General features: G+C 57.3%; 14 protein-coding genes. 5 read left to right on the top strand and 9 right to left on the bottom strand.

All coding sequences use genetic code 11. From position 1 onward, the window contains the following. Positions 1 to 19 precede the first annotated feature (19 nt). From speB (GGE09_RS14540) to GGE09_RS14530, 3 genes are read left to right on the top strand one after another with little or no spacing between them, the layout of a single operon-like run. Positions 20 to 997, top strand: coding sequence for an agmatinase (speB, locus tag GGE09_RS14540; RefSeq protein ID WP_309746878.1), 978 nt, complete (start codon positions 20 to 22; stop codon positions 995 to 997). Then, positions 990 to 1,934 (top strand): agmatinase, encoded by a 945-nt coding sequence (gene speB / locus GGE09_RS14535; RefSeq protein ID WP_309746877.1) that lies wholly within the window; start codon positions 990 to 992, stop codon positions 1,932 to 1,934. The genes speB (GGE09_RS14540) and speB (GGE09_RS14535) overlap by 8 nt, the downstream gene beginning before the upstream one ends. 20 nt (positions 1,935 to 1,954) lie before the next feature. Further along, positions 1,955 to 3,034, top strand: coding sequence for a Zn-dependent alcohol dehydrogenase (locus GGE09_RS14530; RefSeq protein ID WP_309746876.1), 1,080 nt, complete (start codon positions 1,955 to 1,957; stop codon positions 3,032 to 3,034). Positions 3,035 to 3,139: 105 nt separating this feature from the next. On the opposite strand, the gene GGE09_RS14525 is transcribed toward GGE09_RS14530, so the two are convergent. Continuing rightward, a complete protein-coding gene (locus GGE09_RS14525) occupies positions 3,140 to 4,714 on the bottom strand; it encodes a SulP family inorganic anion transporter (protein WP_309747107.1) in 1,575 nt (524 codons plus the stop codon). 221 nt (positions 4,715 to 4,935) lie between these two features. Here GGE09_RS14525 and GGE09_RS14520 point away from each other — a divergent pair, with 221 nt between their 5' ends. Both GGE09_RS14520 and GGE09_RS14515 read left to right on the top strand, forming a co-directional pair. Next, the gene (locus GGE09_RS14520; RefSeq protein WP_309746875.1) at positions 4,936 to 6,165 is read left to right on the top strand and encodes a mandelate racemase/muconate lactonizing enzyme family protein; all 1,230 of its coding nucleotides are present in this window, start codon (positions 4,936 to 4,938) and stop codon (positions 6,163 to 6,165) included. A 93-nt stretch (positions 6,166 to 6,258) separates the two neighbouring features. Continuing rightward, complete coding sequence (locus GGE09_RS14515; protein WP_309746874.1) at positions 6,259 to 7,464, top strand: TCR/Tet family MFS transporter; 1,206 nt, start codon at positions 6,259 to 6,261, stop codon at positions 7,462 to 7,464. Between the two features lies 1 nt (position 7,465). Here GGE09_RS14515 and GGE09_RS14510 read toward each other — a convergent pair whose 3' ends face one another. The 8 genes from GGE09_RS14510 to xdhA form a co-directional block, all read right to left on the bottom strand. Further along, positions 7,466 to 8,404, bottom strand: a complete 939-nt coding sequence (locus GGE09_RS14510) for an aldo/keto reductase (RefSeq protein WP_309746873.1) — start codon at positions 8,402 to 8,404, stop codon at positions 7,466 to 7,468. Between the two features lie 114 nt (positions 8,405 to 8,518). Further along, positions 8,519 to 9,595, bottom strand: coding sequence for a BMP family ABC transporter substrate-binding protein (locus GGE09_RS14505; RefSeq protein ID WP_309746872.1), 1,077 nt, complete (start codon positions 9,593 to 9,595; stop codon positions 8,519 to 8,521). 53 nt (positions 9,596 to 9,648) lie between these two features. Beyond that, positions 9,649 to 10,581, bottom strand: a complete 933-nt coding sequence (locus GGE09_RS14500) for an ABC transporter permease (protein ID WP_309746871.1) — start codon at positions 10,579 to 10,581, stop codon at positions 9,649 to 9,651. Then, positions 10,581 to 11,669, bottom strand: a complete 1,089-nt coding sequence (locus GGE09_RS14495; protein WP_309746870.1) for an ABC transporter permease — start codon at positions 11,667 to 11,669, stop codon at positions 10,581 to 10,583. Before GGE09_RS14495 ends, GGE09_RS14500 begins: the two co-directional genes overlap by 1 nt. Then, positions 11,656 to 13,167 carry an ABC transporter ATP-binding protein gene (locus GGE09_RS14490; protein WP_309746869.1) on the bottom strand — a complete coding sequence of 504 codons (1,512 nt, stop codon included), beginning with the start codon at positions 13,165 to 13,167 and terminating at the stop codon, positions 11,656 to 11,658. Before GGE09_RS14490 ends, GGE09_RS14495 begins: the two co-directional genes overlap by 14 nt. Next, complete coding sequence (xdhC, locus tag GGE09_RS14485) at positions 13,164 to 14,093, bottom strand: xanthine dehydrogenase accessory protein XdhC (RefSeq protein WP_309746868.1); 930 nt, start codon at positions 14,091 to 14,093, stop codon at positions 13,164 to 13,166. Before xdhC ends, GGE09_RS14490 begins: the two co-directional genes overlap by 4 nt. After that, the gene (xdhB, locus tag GGE09_RS14480) at positions 14,084 to 16,387 is read right to left on the bottom strand and encodes a xanthine dehydrogenase molybdopterin binding subunit (RefSeq protein WP_309746867.1); all 2,304 of its coding nucleotides are present in this window, start codon (positions 16,385 to 16,387) and stop codon (positions 14,084 to 14,086) included. The genes xdhC and xdhB overlap by 10 nt, the downstream gene beginning before the upstream one ends. After that, the gene (gene xdhA, locus GGE09_RS14475) at positions 16,384 to 17,766 is read right to left on the bottom strand and encodes a xanthine dehydrogenase small subunit (RefSeq protein WP_309746866.1); all 1,383 of its coding nucleotides are present in this window, start codon (positions 17,764 to 17,766) and stop codon (positions 16,384 to 16,386) included. Before xdhA ends, xdhB begins: the two co-directional genes overlap by 4 nt. Position 17,767: the final 1 nt, after the last annotated feature.

The following is a 17,767-nucleotide window of genomic DNA, read 5'->3' as shown; positions in this document are numbered from 1 at the left end:
ACCAATTGGAGGGCAGAACATGGCACTAGAAGACGCAGCAAAAGTGATCGACGAGGCCGTCACGCGCAAAGGCTATAAAGGCCACGGATTTGAGGCGACTTATGCGGGCGCGACCTCGTTTTTACGCCGCACCTATAGCAAAGATTTGACGGATGTAGATCTGGCTGTCACGGGGATTCCGTTTGATTGTGCGGTGACAAACCGCCCCGGAACCCGCCTTGGCCCCCGTGCCGTACGCGAGGCGTCTTGCCTGCAATCCCCCGACGCGCCTTACGGCTGGGACGTGGACCCGATGACGGAATTCAACGTGGCCGATTACGGCGATGTGGCTTTCGATCACGCCAAAACATGGGAATTTCCAAAGGCGCTACAGGACCATATCGCGGGTATTCTGGCCACAGACACCGCCTGCCTGTCCTTGGGGGGCGATCACTATGTGACCTATCCGATTCTAAAGGCACATGTGGAAAAACACGGGCCTGTGTCCTTGCTACAATTTGATGCGCATAGCGACACTTGGGTGGATGATGACCCCGAGCGGATCGACCATGGCACGATGTTTTACAAAGCGGTGAAAGACGGTCTTGTGATCCCCGAACGCTCGGTTCAGGTGGGAATTCGCACGACGAACGACGACACACTAGGCGTGCATATTATCGACGCGCCCGAAGTACACCGCATCGGGGCCGAGGCAACGGTGGCGCGGATCAAGTCGGTTCTGGGCGATCACAAAACCTATGTCACCTTTGATATCGACGCGCTTGACCCTGCTTTTGCACCGGGCACTGGCACGCCGGTTTGGGGGGGGCTGTCCAGCGCACAAGCGGCGGCAATTATCCGCGGTTTGGCGGGGGTTAATGTGATCGGGATGGATGTTGTCGAAGTCTCGCCACAATATGACGTAAGTGGCGCTACTGCGATTGCGGGGGCTCATGTAGCGGTGGAATTGATGTGCCTGTGGGCCCATCGCCAAAAGTTCGGAGCCAAAAATGTATAACCAACCCCTTGGCGGAAACCAGATGCCGCGCTTTGCGGGGCCAGGTACATTTATGCGTCTGCCCACGGCAGAAAACGCGGCAGGGCTGGACGTTGGATTTATCGGGATTCCGATGGATATCGGCACCAGTTGGCGATCTGGCACGCGGTTCGGGCCGAAACAAATCCGCGCCGAAAGCAATATGCTGCGCCCCTATAATATGTGGACCCGCGCCGCCCCTTTCGAAAGCCTGCAATGCGCCGATCTGGGCGATGTGCCGATCAATACCTTTGATCTGAAAGACTCGGTCCGGCGGATAACCGATTATTACGACACGGTTTTACAGCACGACGTGATCCCGATGACGCTAGGGGGCGATCACACACTGACCCTGCCGGTGTTGCGCGCGATTGCCAAAAAACACGGTCCCGTTGCGCTGGTGCATGTGGACGCCCATGCGGATATTAACGAACATATGTTTGGCGAGCAGATCGCCCACGGAACCCCGTTCCGCCGCGCCCATGAAGAGGGCTTGTTGCAGGACGATAAGGTGTTCCAGATCGGTCTGCGCGGCACGGGCTACGCCGCTGATGACTTTGATGAAGCACGCCGTTGGGGCTTTACCGTGGTGCAGGCCGAAGAAATCTGGCACAAATCCCTGACCCCGCTGGCCGCCCAGATCCGCGCCCAGATTGGCGGCACCCCCTGCTACATCACCTATGATATCGACAGCCTTGACCCCGCCTATGCGCCGGGCACGGGCACCCCTGAAATCTGCGGACTGACACCACCCCAAGCGGTGGAACTGATCCGTGGATTGCAAGGTTTGAACATCGTCGGCGCTGATCTGGTAGAGGTGTCACCCCCCTATGATCCCAGCGGAAACACAGCCCTTGTGGCAGCCAATCTGCTTTATGAAATGTTGTGCATTCTGCCCGGTGTGAAAACCGGATCCTGACAAGAACAAAGGAAAATTCTATGAAAGCAGCCGTCTGTCGCGAATTTGGCAAAGATCTCAGCATTGAGGAGATTACACTTTTGCCACCCGAAAAAGGGCAGGTGCAGGTGAAACTCGAAGCCTGCGCCATCTGCCATTCGGATATTTCCTATCTTGAGGGCGCATGGGGCGGGCATCTGCCAGCCGTTTATGGCCATGAAGCAGCAGGGCGAATTTCCGCTTTGGGTGAAGGTGTGGTCGGCTATGCCATTGGCGATGCGGTTCTGGTCACACTGATCAAATCCTGTGGAACCTGCCCGACCTGTTCTGACGGGCATCCGGTGAATTGCGAAACAGGCACAGACCGCGTGGCCCAATCCCCGATCCGGCTGGAAAACGGGGATGTGGCCGAACATGGTCTGGTCACAGGGGCCTTTGCCGAAGAGGTCGTCGTGGATCAAAGCCAGATCGTTGGCCTGCCTGATGACATTGCCATGGATGTGGCCAGCCTGTTGTCTTGTGGTGTGATCACGGGGCTTGGTGCTGTGGTGAACACTGCGGGCGTGCGCCCCGGTGCATCAGTGGTTGTGATCGGTGCGGGCGGCGTCGGCCTGAACGCCATTCAGGGCGCGCGGATCGCAGGGGCCAGCACAATCATTGCACTGGATCTTGAAGATGAGAAACTGCAAGGCGCATTGGAATTCGGCGCAACCCACGCGCTGAATGCTGGCGATGAAAAGCTGGTGAAACAAGTGCGTAACCTGACAGGCGGACGCGGCGCGGATTACGTCTTTATCACCGTTGGGGCCATTCAGGTGTTCGAAACCGCCCCCCGCTATCTTGCGGCGCGCGGACAGATGGTGATGGTTGGTATGCCGCCTTCAGGGGCGAAAGCCAGCTATGAACCCGTTGTCCTGTCGGCGCTTAGCCAGTCCATTACAGGATCGCTGATGGGGGGCACCGTCCTGAAACGGGATATTCCCTGGCTGATCGACTTATACCGCCAAGGCAGTCTGAAGCTGGATGAACTGATCACCAACCGTTACGGGCTGGACCAGATTAACGAGGCGATTGCCGATACAAAGGCGGGTAAATCGCGGCGGAATGTAATTATCTTCTAAAGTGCTCCGTACGGGGATATTTAGAAAACAAAAAAAAGCCGAGGTATTCCTGTTTCTTTTGAGCGGAAATACCTCGGGGGGCGGGGGCAGCGCCCCCGAGTTTACTTAGTGACCACCGATCCGGCCCAGTTGGATGTCATAATCCACTGACAGGCGGTAATCTGGGTCATCGTCTGTATCCACCATCAACTGGCCTGCTTTGGTCAGCAACTGATGGCAGTCACGGCTTAGGTGGCGCAGCATCAGGCGTTTACCGGCCTCATTGTATTTGGCGGCAACGGCCTCAATCGCTTGCAGGGCGGATTGATCGACGACACGAGAACCTGCAAAATCAAGGATCACGACTTCTGGGTCTTCTTCGGGGTGGAACAATTCCTGAAAGCGGGTGGCCGAGCCAAAGAACAGCGGTCCGGTAACGTCATAAACCCGTGCGCCCGGTTCGGATTTGCTTTCGTGGTGGGTGGCTGAAATCCGCGATGCGGCGTTCCAAGCATAGACCAATGCGGATACGATCACACCGACAACCACGGCAATTGCCAGATCCTCAAACACAGTCACAACGGTAACCAGCAGGATGACAAAAGCATCCGCCAGTGGCACGCGGGCCAGAATGCGCAGGGATTGCCATGCGAACGTGCCGATCACCACCATGAACATCACCCCCACAAGGGCGGCCAGCGGGATCAGTTCAATGATCGAAGACCCCACAAGGATAAAGGCCAGCAGGAACAGCGCTGCGGAAATACCAGACAACCGCCCGCGACCGCCAGAATTCACGTTGATCATGGACTGGCCAATCATCGCACAACCGCCCATGCCGCCAAAGAAACCTGTGACGGTATTGGCAGCCCCTTGGGCGATACATTCACGAGAAGCCCCGCCGCGTTGGTTGGTGATTTCCCCCACAAGGTTCAGGGTCAGCAGGCTTTCGATCAGGCCGATGGCGGCCAGAATGATGGCATAGGGCAGGATGATCCACAGGGTTTCCAGCGTGAAGGGGACTGACGGGATGGCAAAGGCAGGCAAGCCGCCCTCGACAGAGGCCAGATCGCCAACGCGCGGGACTGGAATGTCAAACAGGATCACAACCGTAGCGATGATGCCAATCGCTGCTAGGGGGGCTGGAAAGGCACGGGTCAGGCGCGGAGTGAGCCAGATAATCCCCATGGTCGCCCCCACAAGGATCAGCGTGATCCAAAGCGTACTGCCAGACATCCAGACTGAATTGCCAGCCCCGTCAGGCACGCGGAATTGTTCCATTTGTGCCAGAAAGATAACGATAGCCAGACCATTCACAAAGCCCAGCATCACAGGATGGGGGACCATGCGGATGAATTTCCCCAGACGGAATAACCCTGCTGCGATCTGGATCAGCCCCATCAACACCACAGTGGCAAACAGATATTGCACCCCGTGTTGTGCCACAAGCGACACCATCACAACGGCCAACGCGCCTGTTGCGCCGGAAATCATTCCGGGCCGTCCGCCAAAGGCGGCTGTGATCAGACCGACGATAAAGGCAGCATAAAGCCCGACCAGTGGTTCAACACCTGCCACAAAGGAAAAGGCCACAGCCTCGGGGACGAGGGCGAGTGCTACGGTCAGGCCCGATAGGATATCCGTACGGGATTGCGGTAAATTCAGGGTGCGGGTCTGCGAAAAATAGCTGTTTTCGCGAATGCGCGCGGCGAAATCGGAAATCGGTGTGTTTTTGGTCACTTTGGCTTTGTCCTGCTGTCGGTGTGTGGCGGAGGCTTAGGCGGTTCAGGGTCAAAGGGAAAGGGTGGTTTTGCCCAGACAGGCCCTATGCTACGGGAATAGGTCGAAATAAAGCGTAAACAGGCTGGAATCCCGTAACAACTCCGTCCACTGTGGCCCAAACACAAGGGGAGTCGCCACCGATGAAACTGGCAGATCTAGAGATATTTGTGGTGGGAAATCCGCCGCCAGGTTGGGGCGGGCGGTATTTCATCTTTGTGAAACTGACGACGGACACCGGAATTACCGGCTACGGAGAGGTCTATGCCGCCGCTGTCGGACCCGAGGCCATGCGGGTTGTGATTGAGGATGTTTTTGAACGCCATATGGCGGGCGAGAACCCCGAGAACGTCGAGAAAATGTTCCGCCGCGTTTACTCCAGCGGCTTTACCCAGCGCCCTGACCCCACACTGATCGGGGCGTTTTCAGGGATGGAAATGGCCTGTTGGGATATTCTGGGCAAGGCGCATGATCGCCCTGCTTATGCGCTGTTGGGGGGGGTGATGAACGAGCGGATCAGATCCTACACTTATCTGTATCCGATGGATCACCACGACCAGACAGAGTTTTGGTCCGACCCTGATGCGGCGGCTGAAACTGCGGTTGAAATGGTGCGCCTTGGTTTTACCGCGCTGAAATTTGATCCCGCTGGACCCTATACCATGCGCGGCGGGCATATGCCCTCTATGGCGGATATTTCCCAGTCGGTGGCCTTTTGCAAAGCGATCCGCGCGGCGGTTGGCGATAAGGCCGATCTGTTGTTTGGCACCCACGGGCAGTTCAGCACAGCAGGTGCGATCCGTCTGGGGCAGGCGCTGGAACCCTATCAGCCCTTATGGTTCGAAGAACCGATCCCGCCAGACAATGTGGAAGAAATGGCCAAAGTGGCCCGTGCTGTGCGGATTCCAGTGGCCACGGGTGAACGGCTGACCACCAAGGCGGAATTTGCGCCGGTTCTGCGGTCTGGCGCGGCGACTATTTTGCAACCCGCGTTGGGACGGTCTGGCGGTATTCTGGAAACCAAGAAAATCGCCGCCATGGCCGAGGTCTATAACGTGCAACTGTCGCCCCATCTGTACGCGGGGCCAGTGGAGTGGGCGGCGAATATCCAACTGGCGGCAAATATTCCAAACCTTTTGATGGCAGAGACCATTCAGACCGGCGGCGCGTTTCACATGGCGCTGATCAAACATTCGATCACATGGGAGGACGGTTATATCCTTGCCCCCACAGCCCCCGGTTTGGGGATCGAGTTCGACGAGGATCTGGCCCGTGCCAATCCCTGGACGGGGCAGGGCCTGCATCTGGAAATGCAGGAAGATCCCTGTCGGTATGATGCGCCCAACGGGTTTGCAGGCGGGGCAGCAGATTAAGCGGCTTGCCTGACGGGACGGCAGTTTTCTACTGTATTGTCCCCGCTGATTTCATGGCTTAGAACATCCTGAATTTATTCAGGATGTCGCCCCATGAGCCATCGCAGAGCCATTTATTTCATCCTGATCACGGTGGTGATCGACGCTATTGGCATTGGGTTGATTATGCCTGTTATGCCCTCTCTTTTGCTGGATCTGGGGGGCAGCTCGCTGGCCAATGCGGCGATTTGGGGCGGGATATTATCCACTGTTTTCGCCGCCATGCAGTTTTTGTTCGGGCCGCTGGTGGGCAATCTGTCGGATCGCTTTGGTCGGCGTAAAATTCTGCTGGTGTCGATGACTGTGATGGCCGTTGACTATGTGCTGATGGGGCTCGCCCATGCGCTGTGGCTGCTGTTTCTGGCCCGTGTTCTGGGCGGGATCACTGCGGCGAACCATTCTACGGCGGGGGCTGTCATTGCCGATGTGTCCAAACCCGAAGAAAAAGCTGCGAATTTCGGACTGATGGGCGCGGCCTTTGGAGTCGGGTTTATCCTTGGGCCGATGTTGGGCGGGCTAATGGCCGAATTTGGCCCCCGTGCGCCGTTTTATCTGGCAGCGGTCATGGCAGGGGCAAACGCGGTGTTTGGCTATTTTGTGCTGCCTGAAACCGTGACGGATCGCAACCGCCGCCCGTTTGACTGGCGCCGCGCTTTGCCCCACGGGGCGTTTCGTTCAGTGACCGCGATCCCTGGCCAAGGGCGGATGATGATCGTTCTGTTCTTTCAAGAAATCGCCTTTGTAGTCTACCCTGTGATCTGGGCGTTCTACACCATCGGCAAATTCGGCTGGGAGCCGTGGCTGGTGGGCGTGTCCTTGGGCGCTTTCGGGGTGATGATGGCGATCAGCCAAGGCGTTCTGATCCGCATCGCAATCCCGCGTCTTGGTGAATACGGCACCGCCATTCTGGGCTTGTCGATGGAGATGGTTGCCTTTGTGGCCATTGCCTTTGCCCCGAACACTTGGGTGATTTTTTCCTTGTTGCCAATCAGTGCCGTTGGCATGTTGGCGGGTCCCGCCATGCAAGGCATCATGAGCCGCGCGGTCAATGACGATGCGCAGGGCGAATTGCAAGGGGTGGTCAGCAGCGTGCGGGCGATGGCGTCTATCATTGCGCCTTTGGTGATGACGGGGCTGTTCAGCTGGTTCACCCGTGCAGGCGCTGATCTGTATTTCCCGGGCGCACCGTTCATTGCATCGGCCCTGTTGATCCTGATTGCGCTGTTGATCTTTCGCGGCTGGCGGCGGGATGTGTTCTAGATCAGCCTTCTTCCAGCCGGTCTGTGGCGGGCGCTGGTTTTGGCGACAGGGCGCTGATTGTGGAATAGGCCTCGGACGACAAAGGCAGCGTTAGGGCCGCGAGCGAGGGGCGCAGTTGTTCCACCGTGCGCGCCGAAATAATCGGGGCGGTCACGGCGGGGTTTGCGGCCACAAAGGCCACGGCAAGTGTGGCGGGGTCCACCCCCTGATCAGCAGCCATCTGGGCTAAAGCCCCTGCGGTTTCATGCATTTGCGCGGGCGCATAACGGGCGGCATAGCGGTCATCCGTGGACAGGCGGCCGGTCGCCTGTTCCGCGCGGTTGTATTTACCCGTCAACAGCCCGCCACCCAGCGGGGAATAGGGGGTGACGGCGATGCCTTCGGACAGGCACATGGGGAAAAGTTCCACCTCGGCCTGACGTTTCACAAGGCTGTACATCGGCTGTATCACGTCAATGCGGGTGCCCGATTGTGCGGCAACACCTTGGGCCTTCATCACCTGCCATGCGGCATAGTTTGACACACCGATCTGGCGGATTTTGCCCGCTTGCTGAAAGCTGGTCAGCGCGTCAAAGGTTTCTTGCAAGGGCACATCATCGTCAAAGCGGTGCATGAAATAGATGTCGATGTAATCTGTTTGCAAGCGGGTCAGGCTTTCATCCAGTTGCGCTGTCAGGTTTTCGCGGCTGGCCGAGCCGGTGTATCCACCCTTGCTGGTCAGGATCAGTTTTTCCCGTTCGGATTTGGCCAGTTCGCCCAGAATGGTTTCAGATGCGCCGTTGGTATAGACCCATGCGCTGTCAAAAAAGTTGATGCCCGCGGCGCGGCAGGCTTCAAACACCTGCTGGCTTTGGGACTCGGTTGATCCTGCGCCAAATTGCATGGTGCCAAAACAGAAAGGAGCGGCGGGTGTGCCATCGGCGGCGGTTATTTTTGTCATGGGATCAGACCTTTGGGCAAATGATTTTGCAGGACTGTAGGCGTGCCATGTGGGGATTGTAAATGAAAAGGCCCGCGCAAATGCACGGGCCTTTTGCAAAAAGTCTGATTTGGATCAGTTAGGAATTTCGGCTTCGATGCCTTCAACATAAAAGTCCATGCCAGCCAATGTGCCGTCATCCGCAGTTTCGCCCGCAGCCAACCATGCAGACCCGTCCTGTTTGTTGATCGGGCCTGTGAACGGGTGTACTTCGCCCGCTGCGATCTGATCCGCCAATGCTTGGGCAGATGCTTTTACGTCCGCAGGAATTTTGTCAGACATCTCGCCGATTTTAACCATGCCCTGCTTGATACCGTCCCATGTGTCGGTGCTTTCCCAAGTGCCGTCCAGCATGGCCTGTGTGCGGGCGATGTAGTAAGGCGACCAGTTGTCGATGATCGAGCTGACCCGTGGTTCTGGCGAAAACTGTGCCATGTCGGATGCTTGACCAAAACCGATGATGCCTTCGTGCTTTTTCATTTCAGACATCGGCGCAGTACTATCAGTGTGCTGCATGATCACATCCGCACCCTGTTCGATCAATGCATTGGCCGCGTCTGCTTCTTTGCCGGGATCAAACCATGTGAAGGCCCAGACAACTTTGAATTTCACTTCTGGGTTTACCGCTTTGGCCGCCAGATAAGCCGAGTTGATGCCGCGGATCACTTCGGGGATCGGGTAGGAAGCAATGTAACCGATGGTGTTGGTTTTGGTCATATGCCCTGCGATATGGCCGATAACCGCACGGCCTTCGTAGAAGCGCGCAGAATAGGTGGATACGTTTGCATCCCGTTTGAACCCTGTGGCGTGTTCGAATTTCACGTCCGGGAATTTTTTGGCCACGTTCATCACGTGATCCATATAGTTGAACGAGGTTGCGAAGATCAGTTTGTGACCTGACAGGGCCATTTGCGTCATCACACGCTCGGAATCTGCGGATTCCGGCACGCTTTCTACATAGGTGGTTTCTACTTTATCGCCGAACTGGGCTTCGATCGCCTTGCGGCCGATGTCATGTTCGTGGGTCCAGCCGAAATCCCCTGTTGGGCCAACATAGATAAAGCCGATTTTCAGCTTTTCTTCGGCCACTGCCGCGCCTGCCAGACCTGTGGCAACTGCTGCGCCAGCGAGCAGCGTTTTAATCAAATTCATGTGTCTCTCCGTGTTGTTGTGTCGCGCGAGCGGCGACGGTTCTGGTTTCGTTTTTATGTTGTCGCGTGGAACAATTTGCCCAGCGATGCGGGTGCATTCAGGCTGGCGCGCGCTTTGTCCGCACTCATTACCACCAGCACAATAATGGTAACCAGATACGGTGTCATCGACAAATATGCAGGTGAAATGGACAGGCCAGCCGCCTGTAGGTTCAGCTGCAAAACCGTGACGCCGCCAAACAGATAGGCCCCAAGGATAATGCGCAGGGGTTTCCAGCTTGCAAACACCACAATGGCCAGTGCAATCCAACCTGCGCCAGCGGTCATGCCTTCGGTCCATTGGGGGACACGCACCAGTGACAGATAGGCCCCGCCCAATCCTGCGCAGGCCCCGCCAAAGCCGATGGCCATCATGCGGATGCGGATCACCTTATACCCCAGCGCATGGGCTGCATCGTGGTTTTCCCCCACCGCGCGCAGCACCAAACCGCCACGGGTGCGCCGCAGGAAATACCAGACCGCAACCACCATACCCAAAGAGATATAGATCATCGGGTCGTGGTTGAACAAAATCCGCCCCACGACAGGCAGGTCGGACAAAACGGGGATGCTAATCTTAAAAAATTCTGGCGGATTGATACCCGAATAGCTGTGCCCCAGCAGGGCTGCCAGCCCAAGACCGAACATGGTCAGCCCAAGCCCCGTGGCCACTTGATTGGCCATCAGATATTGCGTCAGAACCGCAAAGATCATCGACACCGCAGCCCCGCAAAGCGCCCCGAACAGGAACCCCAGCCAAGGCGACCCAGTGGTCACCGCCGCGATAAAGCCGCAGACTGCACCGATAATCATCATGCCTTCGACGCCAAGGTTCAGCACACCGGATTTTTCCACCACCAGCTCGCCCAAAGCGGCCAACAGGATCGGGGTGGATGCGCCCATTAGGCTGACAATCAGCGTGACCAAAGAAATTGAGGATAGGTCCATCACAGAGCCTCCTTTGTGGATTTCCAGCGGATGCGAAAGTTCACCAGAATATCAACGCCCAGCAGGAAAAACAGCAACATGCCCTGAAACACCTGAATGGCCGCAGCAGGGATAGAAAGCTGGAATTGCGCCAGTTCGCCGCCGATATAGGTCAGCGCCATCAACAGACCCGCCAGCAGAATACCGATGGGATGCAAACGGCCCAGAAAGGCCACGATGATGGCGGTAAAGCCGTAGCCAAGCGGGAAGTTGGTAGACAGTTTGCCCGCAGGCCCCGTGACCTCAAACAAACCGGCCAGACCTGCCAGCGCGCCTGAAATACCCAGACACAGCGCGATGGTCACATTGGGGTTTACCCCCGCAAATTTCGACGCCCGTGCGGATTGCCCCGACACGCGGATTTGAAAGCCAAAGATGTGGCGGGTCAGGGCGATATAGCCCACAATCACAATAGCCATCATCACCAGAACCCCGAAATGCAGCCCTGTGTTTGACAGTAATTCGCTGTTAAAGGCGGATTGATACTCGCTGAAATTTCGACTGACCGGAAAGCCCATGCCGACGGGCGATTTCATCGGCCCTGTGACCATTGCAGCCAGAAATTGCGCGGCCACATAGACCAGCATCAAAGACACCAGAATTTCATTGGCATTAAAGCGGATTTTCAGGAAGGCAGGGATCATCGCCCATAAAAAGCCCCCCAAAGCGCCCATAAAGATGATCAGTGGGAACAGAAGAACACTGTCCAGCGGATAGAGCGCCAGCGCCGTGCCACCGCCCACAACCGCGCCCATGATGAACTGGCCTTCGGCCCCGATATTCCAGATATTGGCGCGAAACCCAAAGGACAGCCCAATGGCCATCAGGATCAGCGGGGCGGCTTTGACCAGCAGTTGCGGGCGGGTGTAGCTGGCAACCATATCGTTGAACAGCGGGTCCCAGAAGATAATTTTGATCGCCACAAACGGGTTGGTGCCAAGAATTGCAAACAGGATGCCCCCTGCAACCATCGTGGCAAACACCGCGATGATCGGCGTGAGCACCACCATCGGGCGCGAGGGTTCGGGCCGTGCTTCAAGCCGCAACATGATCGACCTCCGTTCCACCCATCAACAGGCCGATTTCTTCGATCGTGACGCCCGATGCGGATCGCACGCGAGACAGGCGACCTTCACTTAACACGGCAAATGTGTCGGAAATTTCCATCAATTCATCCAGATCCTGACTGATCACCAAGACGCCAGCCCCCTGTTCGGCCAGTTCCAGCAAAGCCTCGCGAATGAAGGCCGCAGCGGATGCATCAACCCCCCATGTGGGTTGGTTCACCACCAGCACATCGGGGCGTTGCATGATTTCCCGCCCGATGACAAATTTTTGCAAATTGCCCCCCGACAGGGATTTGGCCGCATGGCTGGGGCCGGGGGTGCGCACATCGAATTTTTCGATAATAGCGCGGGCGAAATTCTGTGTGGCCTGCCATTTGACAAAGCCTTTATTGGTTAACCGCTGGCGGGTATATCCCGTCAAAAGCGCGTTTTCCGTCAGAGACATATCAGGGGCCGCCGCATGGCCCAACCGTTCCTCGGGTGCGGCCAACAGGCCCTCAAGTCGGCGATAGTTGGGGCCACGGTGGCCGATATGTTCCCCCTTGAGGGTGACAAAATCCGATTGGACCTGTGCCTCGCCCGACAGGGCCAGCAGCAATTCGTCTTGGCCGTTGCCAGCCACACCTGCCACGCCCAGAACCTCACCCGCGTGCAGGGAAAAGCTGACATCGCGCAGGCTGGTGCCAAACGGGTCTTTAGAGGGCAGCATCAAATTGCGCACGTCCAGCAGTACAGGGCCGGGGTGATAAGGGCGCTTGGTCGGGGTTTTCAATTCCGTGCCCACCATCATTTCCGCCATAGTTTTTGGCGTTTCTTCGGCGGGGACGCAGGTGCCCACAACCTTGCCCAGCCGCAAAATAGTGGCGTTGTCGCAAATGCTGCGGATTTCTTCCAGCTTGTGGGAAATATACAGGATTGACGTCCCCTCATCGCGCAGTTTGCGCAGTGTTTTGAACAGGATATCAACCTCTTGCGGGGTCAGCACGGATGTGGGTTCATCCATCACCAACAGTTTGGGGTTCTGCAACAGGCAGCGCACGATTTCCACCCGCTGGCGTTCGCCCGCAGACAGATCCCCTACCATGCGGTCGGGATCAAGGGTCAGGCCGTAGCTGGCCGAAACGGTGCGGATTTCATCGCTTAACGCATCTGTTTCAGGGGCGTTATCCATACCAAGGGCGATGTTTTCCGCGACGCTTAACGCTTCGAACAAAGAAAAATGTTGGAACACCATGGCCACGCCAGCGGCACGGGCGGCGCTGGGTTCATGGGGGGCAAATGGTTGGCCGTGCAATCGCATTTCTCCGCTGTCAGGGCGCACCAGACCGTAGATCATTTTCACCAGCGTGGATTTCCCCGCGCCGTTTTCACCCAGCAAGGCGTGAACTTCGCCGGGGGCAATTTCAAAGCCCACGTGATCATTGGCAACCACACCGGGATAGGCTTTGGTCAGGCCGGAAAGCTGCAACAAAGGGGTCATGCTGTGGCCTTGTGTTGGGCGGAATTTACCGCGTTTATGGTTAATAGTTCGCTGGCCACGCCTATGGCAATGGCTTTGGGGGTCTTGCCCAGATCGCGCTGGCCTATCGGGCAGATGATGCCTGCGATTTGTGCAGACCCATGCCCCAATGCCGTCAATTTAGAAGTAAACCGCCTGCGTTTGGTTTTTGATCCGATCAGGCCCAGCGATTTATGGGGGTGGGACAGGATCGCGTGGCACAGGTCCAGATCGAGTGTGTGGGAATAAGTCAGCACCAGATGATGTGCGTCTTGGGGGGCATGTTTCACCGCATCTGCGGGGTTTTGCGCCACCAGCGGGTTGGCGTGGGTGGGTATGGTTTCAGGAAAGCGGTCGGGTGCTGTATCGATCCAAGTGATGTCAAAGGGCAGGTCTTGCAGCGTGTCCACGATGGCGCGCCCCACATGGCCCGCGCCGTAAAGCCACAAGGGTTGTTTCGGGGCTTCTAACGGTTCCATCAGCCAGCCTTGCTGCCAGATCAAAGCGGGCGTTGCACCGCTGTTGCGCTGGGATTTCAGCAAGCGGCGCAGCGCAAGCGGTTTGTCTTTGTCGCCGGTAATGCGGCGCGAATAATTCTCGCCTTCGTTCGGGAGATCGCTTGCGGTGAAGGGTTCCAGAACCAGCGTCACCGCCCCGCCGCAGCATTGCCCAAGTGCCGGGCCGAGAGGGACTTTCAGCGCGATGGGGCTGTCTATTTGTGTTGCGGTTTCAACCGCTTGCAGTTCTAAGGCGCCGCCACCGATGGTGCCGCTTTGTCCGCCGTTCCAGACCAGCATGGATGTGCCCGACTCCCGCGGGGTTGATCCTTGATGATCCGCAATCAACACGCGCACTACGCGGCCGTGGCGGGCAACCGCGTCGGCCAGTTCACGCAGGTTCAACCCCACGATTGCCCCCTTTGAGCCATAACGGCGCGCAACACTTCTTGGGCCGTGGCAGGCGCTTGCAAGTTTGGATAAATTGACCCGTCCCCGCAGGCCGCAACCGCATCTGACAGGGCCAGAAAGGCAGAAATACCCAACATCAAAGGCGGCTCGCCCACAGCTTTGGATTTATAGATGGTGTCTTTGGTGTTTTCGCCTTTTTCCCACAAAGACACGTTGAAAACCTCGGGCTGGTCAGAACAGGCAGGGATTTTATAGGTGCTGGGCGCATGGGTGCGCAGCGCGCCTTTGTCGTCCCAGACCAGTTCCTCTGTGGTCAGCCAGCCAGCGCCTTGGACATAACCGCCTTCGACCTGTCCCAGATCAATCGCAGGGTTCAGGGATTTGCCCACATCATGCAGGATATCGGTGCGCAGGATGCGGTTTTCCCCTGTCAGCGTGTCGATCACCACCTCGGTCACAGCGGCGCCATAAGCGAAATAGTAAAACGGCGTGCCTTTGCCTGCAAAACGATCCCATTGGATGTCTGGTGTGGCGTAAAATCCGGTCGAAGACAGCGAGATGCGGTTTTGATAGGCGGCGGAAATCACCTCGGTAAAGGGCAGGATTTGCGTGCCAATTGTGACAGCGCCATCGGTAAACGCAATCTGGTCCTTTGGTGTTTGCCAATGGTGCGCGGCGAACTCGGTCAGGCGTTCGATGATCGCATCACAGGCCGCTTTCACCGCCATGCCGTTCAGGTCAGACCCGCTAGAGGCAGCTGTGGCCGACGTATTTGGCACTTTGCCCGTGTCGGTTGCAGTGATCTTCACCGCTGACAAGGGTTGTCCGAACCGGCTGGCGGCCACTTGGGCGACTTTGGTGAACAAGCCTTGGCCCATTTCCGTGCCGCCGTGGTTCAGGTGGATGGACCCGTCCGAATAGACATGTACCAGCGCCCCCGCTTGGTTCAGGTGGGTCAGGGTGAAACTGATGCCGAATTTCACGGGCGTCATGGCCAGCCCCCGTTTCAGGCGGGGGTTTTCGTGGTTGAACCACTTCACCTCTTCACGACGTTTGGAATATTGCGCCTTTTCAAACAGCTCAATCGCGATTTGGTCGATCACACTATCGGTGACAGTCATGTGGTAGGGCGTGGTTTGTGCCGCCTTTTGCGCCATCGGAGCATAGAAATTGGCGGTGCGGATATAGCTGGCATCCACATCCAGACTATGGGCGATGTGGTCGATCACCCGTTCAATTCCCACAACTCCTTGGGGGCCACCAAAGCCGCGAAAGGCGGTGTTGGATACGGTGTTGGTTTTCAAACGGTGCGACACAATTCTTGCATTTGGCAGGTGATAGGCGTTATCCGCATGTAACATGGCGCGGTCGGCCACGGGCAGGGACAGATCCTGCGCCCAGCCACAGCGGCAGTATTGGGTAAATTCGATGCCCTCTATCTGGCCCGCGCCGTTAAAGCCCACGGTATAATCAATACGGAAATCGTGGCGTTTGCCGGTGATGACCATGTCGTCGTCACGGTCATAGCGCATTTTGGCAGGGCGTCCGGTTTTTGCCGCGACTATCGCCGTGGCACATGCCAGCGCATTGCCCTGGCTTTCCTTACCGCCGAACCCGCCGCCCATACGCCGTGTTTCCACGCGTACTGCATGATAGGGCAGGCCCAAGGCGGCAGAGACTTTGTGCTGGATTTCGCTGGGGTGCTGGGTTGAGGAATGCACCAGCATATCGCCGTTGTCTTGGGGCTGGCTAAGCGCGGCTTGGCCTTCCAAATAGAAATGTTCCTGCCCGCCGATTTCGATACTGCCACTGATTTGATGTTCCGCATCCGCAATTGCGGTATCGGGGTCACCTTTTAGAAACTGCAATGGCTCTTCGAATTTTGAACCGGCTTTGATGGCGTCGTCAAAACTTAGAATCGCGGGCTTTTTGGTGATCTTAATCGTTCCCAGCCGCGCGGCCTTGCGCGCCGCCAGATGGGACGTTGCGGCCACCAGAAACACCGGCTGTCCGATGAACTGCACGGTGTCGATTGCCAAAAGGGGTTCATCGTGGATGGACGGGGACACATCATTATCACCAGGCAGGTCGGCGGCGGTCAGAACGGCCACAACTCCGTCAGCCTTGCGCACGGCATCAAGGTCCATTGAGGTGATATCGCCGTGGGCCACGTCGCTAAGGCCAAAGGCCAGATGCAGGCAGTTGGCGGGGGTGGGGATGTCATCCACATAATGGGCAGCACCTGTGACATGCAGTTTGCCGGCGTCATGAGGGTTGGATTTTGACACGCTCATGGCCGCACCTCCAGAACCGAGGTCATCAGCCCGTTGGACTCGTCAAAATACCGTTGCAGCAGGTTTTTCGCCGTGGTGGCGCGGTAGTCAGCCGAGGCCCGCATATCGCTGATCGGTTGATAGTCGCTGGCGAATTTTTTCATGGCTTTGGTCACGGTGCCTTGGGTCCAGGGCTTGCCAATCAGTGCGTTTTCCACGGCGGTGGCGCGTTTCGGTGTGGCCGCCATACCGCCAAAGGCAATGCGGGCGGTGGCGACTTTATCCTTGGCGATGGTGATATTGAAACAGCCGCAAAGCGCGGAAATATCTTGGTCAAAGCGTTTGGAGATCTTGTAGCATTTCAACCCGCTGGGGTTGTTGGGGATGGTGATACCACAGATGAATTCGCCGGGTTTGCGATCCTGTTTGCCATAGGCGATAAAGAAATCCTCCATCGCGAGATCGCGGAAATCATCGCCGCAGCGCAGATGGACCCTTGCGCCAAGGGCGATCAAAGCAGGGGGGCCATCCCCGATGGGCGACCCGTTGGCCACATTGCCGCCGATGGTGGCAGCATTGCGCACTTGGGTTGATCCATATCGGCGGATCAGCTCGGCGAAACTGGGGTAACGGTTGGCCACGGCTGCGCGCAGTTTGGTCAGGGTCACGCCCGCGCCAATGGCGATGCCGCTATCGTTTTCCTCAACCCCTTGCAGGTCTGCGATCTGGCCGACAAAGGCCACAGGGGCAAGGTCGCGCAACTGTTTGTTGACCCAAAGCCCCACATCCGTGGCCCCGCCGATCAGCGTGGCATCAGGGTTTTCAGCATACCAGTCGGCCAGTTCGTCCGACGTGCGGGGCACAAAAGCCACGTCCGATTGCAGGCTCGTTTTAACCTGTGGCGCGGCTTTGGCATCCGCTTGAAGCCAATCCGGTTTAGGCGCAGATTGGGCGGCTTTGGCCGCGCGCACAATCGGCGCGTATCCGGTGCAGCGGCACAAGTTGCCCGCCAGCACGTCATTGTGGTTGGTGTCGCCCATCTGATGCGCCGCTGCCATCGACATGATGAACCCCGGCGTGCAAAATCCGCATTGCGAGCCGTGTAGATCAACCATGTTTTGTTGAACGGGGTGCATTTCCCCTGACGGACTGGCCAGACCTTCGACCGTGCGAATGGATTTGCCATGCAACTGGGGCATAAACAGGATGCAAGCGTTCAGCGCCTTTGCGCCCTCGCCATCTGTGACCATCACAGTGCAAGCGCCGCAATCGCCCTCGTTGCAGCCCTCTTTGGTGCCGGTCAGCCCGCGAACCTCGCGCAGGTAATCCAGCAGCGTGCCTGTTGGGCTTGCCTGATCCAGATGGACTGTTTCACCATTCAAAAGAAATTCGATTTTCATC

This window comes from Roseobacter sp. N2S (genome assembly GCF_031454055.1).
Taxonomy (GTDB): domain Bacteria; phylum Pseudomonadota; class Alphaproteobacteria; order Rhodobacterales; family Rhodobacteraceae; genus Amylibacter.
This window is presented reverse-complemented; position numbering and strand designations above follow the sequence as displayed.

Excerpts from the sequence above, each read along its gene's own strand:
- xdhA (WP_309746866.1), bottom strand. The coding sequence starts at position 17,766 with ATGAAAATCGAATTTCTTTTGAATGGTGAAACAGTCCATCTGGATCAG.
- GGE09_RS14530 (WP_309746876.1), top strand. The coding sequence starts at position 1,955 with ATGAAAGCAGCCGTCTGTCGCGAATTTGGCAAAGATCTCAGCATTGAG.
- speB (WP_309746877.1), top strand. The coding sequence starts at position 990 with ATGTATAACCAACCCCTTGGCGGAAACCAGATGCCGCGCTTTGCGGGG.
- xdhB (WP_309746867.1), bottom strand. The coding sequence starts at position 16,387 with ATGAGCGTGTCAAAATCCAACCCTCATGACGCCGGCAAACTGCATGTC.
- speB (WP_309746878.1), top strand. The coding sequence starts at position 20 with ATGGCACTAGAAGACGCAGCAAAAGTGATCGACGAGGCCGTCACGCGC.
- GGE09_RS14520 (WP_309746875.1), top strand. The coding sequence starts at position 4,936 with ATGAAACTGGCAGATCTAGAGATATTTGTGGTGGGAAATCCGCCGCCA.
- GGE09_RS14500 (WP_309746871.1), bottom strand. The coding sequence starts at position 10,581 with ATGGACCTATCCTCAATTTCTTTGGTCACGCTGATTGTCAGCCTAATG.
- GGE09_RS14510 (WP_309746873.1), bottom strand. The coding sequence starts at position 8,404 with ATGACAAAAATAACCGCCGCCGATGGCACACCCGCCGCTCCTTTCTGT.
- GGE09_RS14515 (WP_309746874.1), top strand. The coding sequence starts at position 6,259 with ATGAGCCATCGCAGAGCCATTTATTTCATCCTGATCACGGTGGTGATC.
- GGE09_RS14495 (WP_309746870.1), bottom strand. The coding sequence starts at position 11,669 with ATGTTGCGGCTTGAAGCACGGCCCGAACCCTCGCGCCCGATGGTGGTG.
- GGE09_RS14490 (WP_309746869.1), bottom strand. The coding sequence starts at position 13,167 with ATGACCCCTTTGTTGCAGCTTTCCGGCCTGACCAAAGCCTATCCCGGT.
- GGE09_RS14505 (WP_309746872.1), bottom strand. The coding sequence starts at position 9,595 with ATGAATTTGATTAAAACGCTGCTCGCTGGCGCAGCAGTTGCCACAGGT.